Below are 12,027 nucleotides of genomic sequence, written 5' to 3' on the forward strand. Positions count from 1 at the left end.
CACTCAGCGCGCAGCGCTCTGCCACATCAGGGCGACAACCACTCCCATGGGGCCCGCAAACGCATCACGCGCGGACGACCGGCACATCCTGCCGAATGGGAGGCTTTGACCGGCCTCGTTTTCAAAGAGGCCGGCCAAGGCAGTTGCGGTTACTCCGCGTTCGCGATGATGTCGGCGAAGCGCTTCTGCGCGTCTTCCGGCGTGATCGACGGGTTGGCGAAGAATTCGGAGAACAGGTCTTCCTTCTGCTTCTGGCTGTCGGCCGAAAGCAGCTGGTCGGTACCCTGGATCACGTTGCCCTTGGCAAGAATGTCCAGCCCCTTCTTCATGCAGTCGTTGGCAGCCGCCAGATCGACGTCGCCGCGCACCGGCAGCGAACCCTTCTTGAGGTTGAAGGCGACCTGCGTCTTCGGATCGAGCAGCGTCGAGGCCAGCGCTTCCTGCGCCTTCGACTTTTCCTCGTCCTTCAGAAGCGGGAAGTAGAAGGCGTCGCCACCGGTCGAGATGATCTCGTTGACGCCGAGACCCGGCAGGCAGGTGTAGTCGGTTCCGGCCTTCTGGCCGGCAAGCGCGAATTCCCCTTGCGCCCAGTCGCCCATGATCTGGCCGCCGGCCTTGCCGGTGATGACCATGTTGGTCGCCTGGTTCCAGTCCTGGACGTTGGAGCCCTTCGACATGCGGCGGGCATCGTCGGCAGCCTTGAAGACCTTGGCGATCTCAGGACCCGCTGCCACTTCCTCGTCCTTGTCGCCGAACACCTTCTGGAAGGTGTCCTTGCCGGCGATCGCCACCATCAGCACGTCGAAGGCGCCGGCTGCCTGCCACGGCTGACCGCCGACGGCGAGCGGCACGATGCCTGCCTTTTCGAGCGCGGGCGCCGCGGCCACGAATTCATCCCAGTTCTTCGGAACCTCGACGCCGGCCGTCTTGAAGGCGGCATTCGACAGCCACAGCCACTGCCAGGAGTGGATGTTGACCGGGGCGCAATAGATCTTGCCGTCGATCGTGCAGGAATCGAGCAGGCTCGCCGGCTTGATGATGTCCTTCCACTTCTCGCGGGTTGCGACATCGGTGAGATCACGCATCAGCCCGGCCTGAACCAGTTCCTCAGCCTGGCGACCATGGTTGAACTGCGTGGCGCCCATCGGGTCGCCACCGGTGATGCGGCTGATCATGATCGGACGGGCGGTGCCGCCAGAACCGGCGATCGCGCCGTCGACCCAGTGATTGCCCGTCGCATCGAAGGCCTTGGCGAGTTCCGCGACCGCGGCAGCTTCGCCGCCCGAGGTCCACCAATGGGTCACTTCAAGATCGACAGCGTTGGCTGCGCTGAACGGCAGGGCCACGGCGGCTGAAAGCACGGCGGCGAAAGAACGTAAATTCATGAGTCTCCTCCCTCACTGTAACGTTACCGTAAAAAACTTAGTGCAATCGATTACAGGACGCAACACCCACCACAATCGATTTAAACAGAATCTTAAAAAACACCCATTGCGTGCATACGACAGCCGCGTTCCAAAGCGCTTTGCGCGCAGTGCCGGCCCCCACGCAGCCGACAAGAATCCCTTACATCGCGCTGAAATACATATATTTTCCGCAACAATGGCGCACCGGCATAGGAGGCGCCATCTCGCAAGCGCAAAAAACATGCGGCAAAACTTCCGATTCAACCAGTCCGCTCCATCTTTCGCAGCGCAGCAACGAAAACGCTCGACATCGCAACTGTATCGTTACAGATTTGAAGCAATTTGATCCATCCAAAGCAGCATAGCCGCCACCGACTTTTCGTATATAACGCGATGACGTGACTGGGCGACGGCGCGGCGGATGGAACTGAACCGACGCGTTTCGCTGCCGAATGGGCAATCTGGCGGCGGGCGGCAAGAGAGTGGGCGGGTGACGGCAATGGACAACAAGACGAAAAACAGGCCGCAGACACTGCCGGATGGAGCCCGTCCGACACTGAAGACGATCGCCTTCATGACCGGGCTCGGCATCACTACGGTTTCGCGGGCGTTGAAGGATGCGCCCGATATCGGTGCGGAAACCAAGGAGCGTGTGCGGCTCGTCGCCAAACAGATCGGCTACCAGCCGAACCGCGCCGGCGTGCGCCTGAGGACCGGCAAGACCAACGTCATCAGTCTCGTATTGACGCTGGAAGAAGAGATCATGGGCATCACCAGCCCGATGGTCGTCGGCATCACCGAGATCCTTGCCGGCACGCCCTACCACCTGGTCGTCACCCCCTATAGCGCCGTCAAGGACGCTCTGGCGCCGATCCGCTATATCCTCGACACGGGTGCTGCCGACGGCGTGATCATCTCGCGAACCGAGCCGCACGACCCGCGTGTGGCGCTTTTGACCGAGCGCGGCCTGCCCTTCGTCACCCATGGCCGCACGGAGATGGGCATCGTTCACCCCTATCACGACTTCGACAACGAGCGTTTCGCCTACGAGGCGGTACGCAAACTGGTGGCGCGCGGCCGGCGGAAGCTGGTGTTGCTCGAGCCGCCGCCGCACCTCACCTTCTATTCACACATGCGCGCCGGTTTCGAGCGTGGACTTCGCGATTTCCAGGCGGATGCAGTCGGCTTCCACCAGACCAACATTGACCATTCGCTGGTCGAGATCCGCGACGCCTTCGAGCCCCTGATGCGCTCGGCGGACGCGCCCGACGGCATCGTTTCGGGCAGCGGCTCCGGTGCGATCGCTTTGATTGCCGGCCTGGAAATGGCCAAGAAGAAGCTCAGCGAAGACTGCGACATGGTCTCGAAGTCACCGAGCGACTTCCTGCGCTGGCTGCGCCCGGAAGTCATGACCATGTACGAGGACATCCGCGTGGCCGGTCGGGAACTGGCCAAGGCAGTCATCGGCCACATCGACGGCCAGCCGCCAGAAACGCTGCAGAGCCTCAGCCAGCCCGAGTTCCAGCCGCCAATCACCCGCGGTTTGCGCGCCTAGGAAAGGCTGAAAACAGCCCTCAAGTCTTGCTTGTGACGCAGAAACCTGCGACAGGCCGGGGCAACAATTGGGCGCGACTGCGCCCCGCTCCTCCCTTCAGGCTACCGCAGACATGATCCGTATCGAAAACATCAGCAAGCAGCTCAGCCACCGCATCCTTTTCATCGAAGCCTCCGCCGCGCTCAACCGCGGTGAAAAGGTCGGCCTCGTCGGCCCGAACGGCGCCGGCAAGTCCTCGCTCTTTCGCATGATCACCGGCGAGGAAATACCGGACGAAGGCCAGGTCGCCGTCGATAAGGGCGTCACCATCGGCTACTTCAACCAGGACGTCGGCGAGATGTCCGGCAACAGCGCTGTTTCCGAAGTGATGAACGGCGCCGGACCGGTGAGCGAAGTCGCCGCCGAGCTGCGCGAGCTCGAAGCCGCCATGGTCGATCCGGATCGCCTCGACGAGATGGACGCGATCATCGAGCGCTACGGCGAGGTGCAGGCACGCTATGAAGAGCTTGACGGCTACGCGCTCGAGGGCCGCGCCCGCGAAGTGCTGGCGGGCCTGAGCTTTTCCCAGGAGATGATGGACGGCGACGTCGGCAAGCTCTCGGGCGGCTGGAAGATGCGCGTGGCGCTTGCCCGTATCCTGCTGATGCGGCCCGACGTGATGCTGCTCGACGAACCGAGCAACCATCTCGATCTCGAAAGCCTGATCTGGCTCGAAGACTTCCTCAAGAACTACGACGGCGCGCTGATGATGACCTCGCACGACCGCGAGTTCATGAACCGCATCATCACCAAGATCATCGAGATCGACGGCGGTCAGCTCAATGCCTATTCGGGCGACTACGGCTTCTACGAGCAGCAGCGCGCCCAGAACGAGAAGCAGCAGCAGGCGCAGTTCGAGCGCCAGCAGGCGATGCTCGCCAAGGAAATCAAGTTCATCGAGCGCTTCAAGGCGCGCGCCTCGCACGCCTCCCAGGTGCAGAGCCGGGTAAAGAAGCTCGAGAAGATCGACCGGGTCGAGCCGCCGAAGCGCCGCCAGACGGTCAACTTCGAATTCCGTCCGGCGCCGCGCTCCGGCGAAGACGTCATCAACATCAAGGGCGTGCACAAGAAATATGGCAGCCGCAGCATCTATGAAGGGCTCGACTTCATGGTGCGCCGCCGGGAGCGCTGGTGCATCATGGGCATCAATGGCGCCGGCAAGTCGACGCTGCTGAAGCTTGTCGCCGGCTCGACCGAACCGGACGAAGGCAATGTCGCGCTCGGCGCCAGCGTCAAGATGGGCTACTTCGCCCAGCACGCCATGGACGTGCTCGATGGCGACCGCACGGTGCTGCAGCAGCTCGAAGACACCTTCCCGCAGGCGGGCCAGGCGCCGCTGCGCGCGCTTGCCGGCTGCTTCGGCTTTTCCGGGGACGATGTCGAGAAGAAGTGCCGGGTGCTTTCCGGCGGCGAGAAGGCGCGCCTGGTGATGGCGATCATGCTCTTCGACCCGCCGAATTTGCTTGTTCTCGACGAACCGACCAACCACCTCGACCTCGACACCAAGGAAATGCTGATCAAGGCGCTCGCGGACTACGAAGGCACGATGCTGTTCGTTTCGCACGACCGCCACTTCCTCGCAGCCCTTTCCAACCGTGTGCTGGAGCTGACGCCCGAGGGCATCCATCAGTATGGCGGCGGTTACACGGAATATGTCGAGCGGACCGGCCAGGAAGCGCCGGGTCTTCGCAGCTGAAGCAAAGCAAGCTGGGCGTCGCGCGCCGGCGCCCAGCATTTCGCAGTCACCGCCTTCCTCGGCGGGACCGAGGACCTGCAAGCAGAACCCAAACGCATAACGCGACCCTGCTCTAAATCGGTACTGAAAAAACTAGGTTCTTGTGGCGCTGCCGTGGCAACGCCCACCGATCCTAACTTATCGCGCCGTGAAATCGATGGGACTTTGGTCCGACTCTTGCTGCCAAAGGTCTGAGTGTCATTGCCGCGCCATGCACCGGTCACATATTGCACGGGCTGGGGCGCCATCGCAGCAAACAAAAAAGCTGCCAATCACTTCAGACAGGTGATGTTCGGCATGACATCGAGAATTGCATGGAAAGACAGGCTGACTGACCGCGCGTGGGCCTTCCTGTCCAATCCCTTGACCATCGGCATCTATCTTGCGTTCGCCATGCTTTGCGCCTTCGTCGGCAGCGCAACGACCGGTGTCCCGGCCTATCTGCTTATGGCCATCGGCTTTCTGCTGGTGATCTTTGTCGATCCGCCAAAGAGGCTGGGTAGGCTGCGGCAACGGCGCCGCCGCTCGTCACCGGCAAACACGGTTACGCCATTCCCGCGTCGCACGGATGAGCGCGAAACGATGCGGGGTTCGCAGCGCCCTGGCGAACGCAGCCGAACCCGCGACGACCGCCACGCTTCTCGGCGCTAGCCGCGCCCGCCAGGGGTCTTTGGGACAACTGGCGTCACGCGGTGCACAAGCCTCAGCCCGCAACAATCGGCCCTTTCGGCCGTTTTCCGTCTGACGTACATTCCCATGAACGGACGCATGACGTCCACGGTGCAGCCAAGCCATCCAGCATGAGATGGCGATGAAAGCGCGTGGGCACGATGAAGACGAAACACTACGTGCTGCAAATCTTTCGCGCCGCCTTCACCGACAGGCTGGTGCTGATCATCGTTGTGCTGATGATTGCCTCGCTTTTCGCCGTCCTGCCGATCAAGTCCTGTTCCAATCCCACCGCGTCAGGCGGCGGGGGAACCACAGAACGATCTGTACCCGTCTCGATGACAGGCTAGCACCCCGTCCAGGCAAAACGAGACCCAAACGAAAACGGGGCGACCCGAAGGCCGCCCCGCATTGATCTGTTTACCCGAACGGTCAGGCGTTGAGGCCGCTGCCCCACGGGCCATGATGGCTGTCGGCACCGTCGACGCGGTCAAAGCCATGGGCGCCGAAGAAGTCGCGCTGCGCCTGGATGACATTGGCCGTGCCGCGGCCGCGGCGGTAGCTGTCGAAATAGCCGAGTGCGGAGGCGAGTGCCGGAACCGGCAGGCCGCCGAGAACGGCTGCCGAGACAACGCGGCGCAGCGCTCCGTCGGTGTCCTTCACCATGGCGGCAAAGGCCGGCGTCACGATCAGGTTGGCGGCGTCAGGCGCCTTGGTGAAGGCGGTGGTGATCTCGTCCAGGAACTGCGAGCGGATGATGCAGCCGGCGCGCCAGATCTTGGCGATCGTCGGCATCGGCAGGTTCCAGTTGAACTCCTTGGACGCCGCCGACATCACGGCAAAGCCTTGCGCATAGGCGCCGATCTTGGCGGCAAGCAGCGCGCTTTCGAGATCCTTGATGAAGGCTGCCTTGTCGGCAACCTTGAACTCGCCGACTGCGGGAAGGCCGAGGATCTTCTCGGCCGCTTCGCGCTCGTCCTTCATCGAGGAGATGCTGCGGGCTGCAACCGCCGCCTCGATGCCGGTTGCCGGCACGCCCATGTTCTGCGCCTCGATCACCGACCACTTGCCGGTGCCCTTCTGGCCGGCCTTGTCGAGGATCAGGTCGACGATCGGCTTGCCGGTCAAAGGATCGGCGGCCTTCAGCACCTTCTCGGTGATCTCGATCAGGTAGGAATTGAGGCGGCCCTTGTTCCAGGTGCCGAAGACTTCGCCAATCTCGCTCGCCGACATCTTCAGGCCGTCGCGCAGGATGCCGTAGATTTCGGCGATCATCTGCATGTCGGCATATTCGATGCCGTTGTGGATGGTCTTGACGAAGTGGCCGGCGCCGTTTTCGCCGAGCCAGGCGACGCAAGGCACGTTGTCATACTTGGCGGCGATCGAGGTCAGCACGGTCTCGACGCGCTTCCAGGACTCTTCCTTGCCGCCGACCATGATCGACGGGCCGTGGCGCGCACCTTCCTCACCGCCGGAAACACCCATGCCGATGAAGGTAAGACCCGAATCCTTCAGCGCCTCGAAGCGGCGCATCGTGTCGCGGAAGTTGGCGTTGCCGGCATCGATCATGATGTCGCCCTTGGCGAGATACGGCTTCAGGATTTCCATCTGCTGGTCGACCGGCTCGCCGGCCTTGATCATGATGATGATCGGACGCGGCGGGCGGATGGCGGCGACAAACTCTTCAATGGTTTCGCAGGGCACGATCTGGCCCTGGAGGTCGCCGGCCTCCGCGTAGAATTTGTGCGTCGCTTCGACGGTGCGGTTGAACACCGCGATCTTGTTGCCTTTTTCAGCGATGTTGAGCGCCAGGTTCGAGCCCATGACACCGAGACCGATTAGGCCGATTTCCGCCTGTGACACGTGATTGCCTCCATTGGACAGAAGTGCCGGGCGCGATCGGGATAAACGCGTCTGTGCCGGCCCTTCGAATTGAACTTCGCCCCCTCGCGCGGGGCTCTGTCGAAGGGCCCAGGCGCGAGAAGCGACGGCGGAGGCTGTTTTGGCATTCAAATCGATTAAGGACAAGTGATTACTGACGAAATCACTTCTTTTCAGGCTTGCCATCGCCATCGTCGAGCACCCGCCAGGAGGCGCCTTCGAGGTCTTCGTATTGGCCGCTCTTCAGTGCCCAAAGGAAGGCGACGAGGCCAATCCCACCGAGAAACAGCGCGATGGGAATGAGATAGATCAGCGTGTTCATGAGGCGCTCCCTACCGGCCGCAGCGTGACAGGTGCCTTCTGTTCGGCGACCTCCGTGACATTGCCGGTCGCCGCGCGCAGGCGCAAGGCGTTGGCAACGACGATCACCGACGAGGTTGACATGGCGACGGCCGCGATCAGCGGTGTGGCATAGCCGAGGATCGCGATCGGGACGGCGATGACGTTGTAGCCAATCGCCAGGGCAAAGTTCTGGCGGATCAGCCGCCCGGCCCGGCGCGACGTATCGATCGCCATCGGCACGGCGTTCAGCCCCTGGTGCAGGAAGACGAAGTCTGCCGCCTGGCGGCCAACATCGGCGGCCGTTGCCGGCGCCATCGAGACGTGCGCGGCGCGCAGCGCCGGCGCGTCGTTGATGCCGTCACCGACCATCAGCACGCGGTGACCACCCTCAGCGGCGGCCGCACATTCATCGACCTTGCCGCGTGGCGTCAGTTCCGCCTTGAAGCGCTCGATGCCGGCCCGCTTGGCAAGGGCGGCGACGACCGGCGCACGGTCGCCCGAAAGAATGCCCGTCGAAAGGCCGAGCCGTCCAAGTTCCTCGATGCTCTCGCGGGCGAACGGCCTGAGCCGGTCCTCGAAGCGGAAGCAGGCGAGTTCGCGGCCATCGAGCGACAGGATCACTTCCGACTGGCTGGTCGCCTCGCCGGCATCGCCGCAGGCAAAGGCGCGGCTGCCAAGCCGGTAGAGACCGGTTTGCGTCTGCGCTTCAATGCCGGCACCGGGGATTTCGCGGATGTCGCCATTGACGACGGGCGCGATCGCCGCCGCATCATGAATGGCCATCGCCAGCGGATGGCGCGAATGCACGGCGAGCCCCGCCGCCGTCGCGAGGATCGATGGCTGAATGTCCCCGCCATTGACGAGCCGCGGCTCGCCAACCGTGAGTGTTCCGGTCTTGTCGAGCAGCACCGTATCGATCTCGGCAAGCCGCTCCATCGCCGAGCCGTCCTTGACCATGACGCCGTTCTGGAAGAGCCGTCCGGCGGCAATCACCTGCACGACAGGTACCGCAAGCCCGAGCGCGCAGGGGCAGGTGATGATCAGGACCGCGACGGCGACCAGCATCGCATGATGGAAATCGCCGTTGACGAACATCCAGCCGATGAAGCTGAGCAGAGCCAGCAGATGCACCGCCGGCGAATAGTATTGTGCCGCGCGGTCGGCGATGCGGCGGTAGCGCGCCCTGCCTCCTTCGGCGGCTTCCATCAGCCCCATGATCTCGGCAAGCAGCGAGTCGCGTGCCGCCGCCGTCGCCTCGATCGTCAGCGGTCCGGTGAGGTTCAGCGTACCCGCCTCGACGGCGTCGCCGACCTTGACTGGCGCCGGCGCGCTCTCGCCATTGACGATCGAGCGATCGAGATCGCTGGTGCCCATGAGGATGCGGCCGTCGACGGGAATGCGCTCGCCGGCAGCGATCGCCAGTTTCTCGCCGGGCTTGATCTCGTCGACAGGGCGATACTCGCGTCCGCCCTCGGCATCCACCACCATGGCGCCGCGCGGCGAGAGCCTCGCCAGGCTGCTGATCGCCGAGCGGGCGCGCCCGCGCATCATATGGTCGAGCGTGCGGCCGATCAGCAGGAAGAAGAGCAGCATCACCGTGCCGTCGAACCAGGCATGGGTGCCGTGAGTGATCGTCTCGTAGAGCGAGATCGAATAGGAGAGCGTTATCGCCAGCGCAATCGGCACGTCCATGTTGGTACGGCCGTGCTTCAGCGCGTTCCAGGCGGACGCATAGAAGAAGCGTCCGGCATAGATCAGCGTCGGGGCGGCAATCAGCGCCGAGATCCAGTGAAAGAGATCGCGGGTCGCCGCCTCCGCCCCCGACCACACCGAGACCGAAAGCAGCATGATGTTGGCCGAGGCAAAACCCGAGACGGCAACGGCGCGCACCAGCTTCTTCAGCGTCTGATCGCCGTCTTCCTCGCCCGGCGCGAAAAGATGGGTCTCGTAGCCGCGCGAACGGATGGCCCGCGCCAGTTCCCGCGGATCGGTACGGGCGCCATTTACCTCTTCCTTCCAGACGATCGACACGCGCCGCGACGAAAGGTTCACGCGCGCCCGGTCAACCTCCGGCCGTGTCTTCAAGGCGCCCTCGAGCGTGGTAATGCAGGCGCCGCAATGCACGCCGGGCACGCTCAAATCCGTCTGGCGCAGGCCGCCGCCGAGCGACCGGCTCATCAACCACAGCTCTTCCGTTGTCGGCAGTCCCTGCCCGGCCCTGTCGACCTCCAGAGCCATTTCGGTTCCGGGAGCACAGCAGCTCATTTCGCAGCTCCCGGCACCATGAAGCGGATGGCCTGGCGGTAGACGACGGTCTCGCCTGATGTCGCGGTGATATCGGCGATCCACTGGCCGCGCTTCAGCGCGGTTGCGGCAACGAACACGCCCTCGCCCTGATGCGCCATTTCAACCGTGACGTCCTCATGCTCCTCGACCGGGCGTTTCAGCACAGCCACCACCTTGTCGGCAGTCATCTCCGGGTTGCCCCGGCGCGTCAGCGTGTAGCGCAGCGCCTCGTTTTCGACGCTGAGCTTGCCGTCGAGGCCATCGGCGACAAAGGCCTTCGCTTCCTTCACCTTGCCGTTGAACTGCTGGCTCGCGACATAGGTGTTTTGCACCACCAATCCGCTCCAGCTATGGCTGGCGTTCCAGGCCATAATCAGATTGACGGTGATGATCGTGCCGAAGAACAGCACCATGACGCCGAGCATGTGCCAGCCGGTGAAGGGCCGCGGTGCCTTTGCCTGTTTTGCCCCTGCCTGGTTTATCGTCATTTTGCGGCTCCCGGGCTGTTGAAGTTGGCCTTGTAGACGTCGCGCTCATGGCTCGACGGATCCTCGACGATCAGGCTGAAACCGTCGTCCGCCTCGCCAAGCTTGTCCTTTGGCAGCGTCACGAACACCTTGACTGCCGTCACCTTGTCCGGATCGACACCGAGGGCGAAGGTGCGGCCGTCGCCCGCCGCCTGGCCGGCGATGCGCATCGTAGCAGAGGGCATCCCGTCGATTGCGAGCGTGATCGTGCGTTGTTCCGGGATCATGTTCAAGAGCTTGACCATGTAGCCGTTGCGCACCGAACCATCGGATTCGACGACGAATTGCGGGTTGCGGTCGTGCAGCACGTTGAGTTCCAGCCGGTCGCGCGACAGGAGCGCATAGAGCAGACCGATACCGACCAGCGTCCAGACGCCGAGATAGACGAGCACACGGGGCCGGAAGACGATCTTCCAGTTGAAGTGGCGAACCTTGTCCGAAAATGCGCCGTCGGCGTTGCGCACCCGACCCGGATCGATCGCCGCCGTACCGCCATTGGTAGCAAGCGCCATATTGGCGGCATAATCGTTGAGCGTCGCGTAGGAAATCAGCCCGCGTTCACGGCCGAGCTTGTCCATGACACCGTCGCAGGCATCGATGCAGAGCGCGCAGGTGATGCATTCGAGTTGCTGGCCGTCGCGAATGTCGATGCCCATGGGACAGACGACGACGCAGGCGTTGCAATCGACGCAATCGCCGACGGCCTCCCCGGCAGCGACGGCCTTTTTCTGGTGGCGCGAGCGCGGCTCGCCGCGCCAGTCGTTATAGGTCACGACCAGCGAGTTTTCGTCGAGCATTGCCGCCTGGATGCGCGGCCACGGGCACATATAGGTGCAGACCTGCTCGCGCATCAGTCCACCGAAGACATAGGTCGTCGCCGTGAGAATCGCGACGGTCATGTAGGCGACCATGGGCGCTTCCAGCGAAACGAAGCTTTTCAAAAGCGTCGGCGCATCGGCGAAATAGAAGATCCAGGCGCCGCCCGTGGCGATGCCGATCATGATCCAGATCGAGTGCTTCGACACGCGCTTGACGATCTTGTCGAACGTCCAGGGACCGGCATCGAGCTTCATGCGGGCATTGCGGTCGCCTTCGATATAGCGTTCGACCACCAGGAAGAGATCGACCCATACCGTCTGCGGACAGGTATAGCCGCACCAGGCGCGGCCGACGGCAGACGTCACCAGGAACAGGCCGAAGCCGGCCATGACGAGCAGGCCTGCGACGAAGAAGAACTCCTGCGGCCAGATCTCGATGAAGAAGAAATAGAAGCGCCGGGCGGCGATATCTACGAGCACAGCCTGGTCCGGCGCATGCTCGCCACGATCCCAACGGATCCAGGGCGTCAGATAATAGATGCCGAGCGTCACCAGCATCACCAGCCACTTGAAGCGGCGGAAGCTGCCTTCGGCACGCTTCGGGAAGATCTTCTTGCGCTTTTCGTAGAGCGGCTTGCGCACATGCGCCGCATTGACCGGTTCGGCCTCGTGACGTTCGACGGAGGCTGGATTTGCGGCGGATTGTGGGCTCATTTGTGGGAAATCCCCGGATATGTCATGTATTGCACCACGTTTTGCCTGATTTGGC

Annotated in this window: 10 protein-coding genes; 4 read left to right on the forward strand and 6 right to left on the reverse strand. The window is 63.1% G+C overall.

Annotation, left to right across the window (positions count from 1 at the left end):
• Positions 1–149: 149 nt before the first annotated feature.
• Positions 150–1,385 (reverse strand): ABC transporter substrate-binding protein, encoded by a 1,236-nt coding sequence (locus tag IB279_RS10365; protein ID WP_089044178.1) that lies wholly within the window; start codon positions 1,383–1,385, stop codon positions 150–152.
• Between the two features lie 520 nt (positions 1,386–1,905).
• On the opposite strand from IB279_RS10365, the gene IB279_RS10370 reads away from it, so the two are divergent.
• The 4 genes from IB279_RS10370 to IB279_RS10385 all read left to right on the forward strand — a co-directional run bounded on the left by IB279_RS10370 (position 1,906) and on the right by IB279_RS10385 (position 5,754).
• Positions 1,906–2,961 carry a LacI family transcriptional regulator gene (locus tag IB279_RS10370; RefSeq protein WP_112770913.1) on the forward strand — a complete coding sequence of 352 codons (1,056 nt, stop codon included), beginning with the start codon at positions 1,906–1,908 and terminating at the stop codon, positions 2,959–2,961.
• A 112-nt stretch (positions 2,962–3,073) separates the two neighbouring features.
• On the forward strand, positions 3,074–4,696 hold the full coding sequence (locus IB279_RS10375) for an ABC-F family ATP-binding cassette domain-containing protein (protein ID WP_112770914.1): 1,623 nt from the start codon (positions 3,074–3,076) through the stop codon (positions 4,694–4,696).
• Between the two features lie 327 nt (positions 4,697–5,023).
• Positions 5,024–5,386, forward strand: coding sequence for a hypothetical protein (locus IB279_RS10380; protein ID WP_060584923.1), 363 nt, complete (start codon positions 5,024–5,026; stop codon positions 5,384–5,386).
• Between the two features lie 170 nt (positions 5,387–5,556).
• Positions 5,557–5,754, forward strand: a complete 198-nt coding sequence (locus IB279_RS10385; RefSeq protein WP_112770915.1) for a hypothetical protein — start codon at positions 5,557–5,559, stop codon at positions 5,752–5,754.
• Between the two features lie 82 nt (positions 5,755–5,836).
• Here IB279_RS10385 and gndA read toward each other — a convergent pair whose 3' ends face one another.
• From gndA to ccoG, 5 genes are all read right to left on the reverse strand, one after another.
• Entirely contained in the window at positions 5,837–7,267 is a 1,431-nt protein-coding gene (gndA, locus tag IB279_RS10390) for an NADP-dependent phosphogluconate dehydrogenase (RefSeq protein WP_112770916.1), read from the reverse strand.
• A 181-nt stretch (positions 7,268–7,448) separates the two neighbouring features.
• Positions 7,449–7,607 carry a cbb3-type cytochrome oxidase assembly protein CcoS gene (gene ccoS, locus IB279_RS10395; RefSeq protein ID WP_043615060.1) on the reverse strand — a complete coding sequence of 53 codons (159 nt, stop codon included), beginning with the start codon at positions 7,605–7,607 and terminating at the stop codon, positions 7,449–7,451.
• Positions 7,604–9,892, reverse strand: a complete 2,289-nt coding sequence (locus IB279_RS10400; RefSeq protein ID WP_192339187.1) for a cation-translocating P-type ATPase — start codon at positions 9,890–9,892, stop codon at positions 7,604–7,606. Before IB279_RS10400 ends, ccoS begins: the two co-directional genes overlap by 4 nt.
• Entirely contained in the window at positions 9,889–10,401 is a 513-nt protein-coding gene (locus tag IB279_RS10405) for a FixH family protein (protein WP_034788399.1), read from the reverse strand. Before IB279_RS10405 ends, IB279_RS10400 begins: the two co-directional genes overlap by 4 nt.
• On the reverse strand, positions 10,398–11,972 hold the full coding sequence (ccoG, locus tag IB279_RS10410) for a cytochrome c oxidase accessory protein CcoG (protein ID WP_034788396.1): 1,575 nt from the start codon (positions 11,970–11,972) through the stop codon (positions 10,398–10,400). Before ccoG ends, IB279_RS10405 begins: the two co-directional genes overlap by 4 nt.
• Between the last annotated feature and the right edge of the window lie 55 nt (positions 11,973–12,027).

It is taken from the genome of Ensifer sp. ENS06 (assembly GCF_014852205.1).
GTDB lineage: Bacteria > Pseudomonadota > Alphaproteobacteria > Rhizobiales > Rhizobiaceae > Ensifer > Ensifer adhaerens.

Excerpts from the sequence above, each read along its gene's own strand:
- IB279_RS10380 (WP_060584923.1), top strand. The coding sequence starts at position 5,024 with ATGTTCGGCATGACATCGAGAATTGCATGGAAAGACAGGCTGACTGAC.
- IB279_RS10375 (WP_112770914.1), top strand. The coding sequence starts at position 3,074 with ATGATCCGTATCGAAAACATCAGCAAGCAGCTCAGCCACCGCATCCTT.
- IB279_RS10365 (WP_089044178.1), bottom strand. The coding sequence starts at position 1,385 with ATGAATTTACGTTCTTTCGCCGCCGTGCTTTCAGCCGCCGTGGCCCTG.
- IB279_RS10405 (WP_034788399.1), bottom strand. The coding sequence starts at position 10,401 with ATGACGATAAACCAGGCAGGGGCAAAACAGGCAAAGGCACCGCGGCCC.
- ccoS (WP_043615060.1), bottom strand. The coding sequence starts at position 7,607 with ATGAACACGCTGATCTATCTCATTCCCATCGCGCTGTTTCTCGGTGGG.
- IB279_RS10400 (WP_192339187.1), bottom strand. The coding sequence starts at position 9,892 with ATGAGCTGCTGTGCTCCCGGAACCGAAATGGCTCTGGAGGTCGACAGG.
- ccoG (WP_034788396.1), bottom strand. The coding sequence starts at position 11,972 with ATGAGCCCACAATCCGCCGCAAATCCAGCCTCCGTCGAACGTCACGAG.
- IB279_RS10370 (WP_112770913.1), top strand. The coding sequence starts at position 1,906 with ATGGACAACAAGACGAAAAACAGGCCGCAGACACTGCCGGATGGAGCC.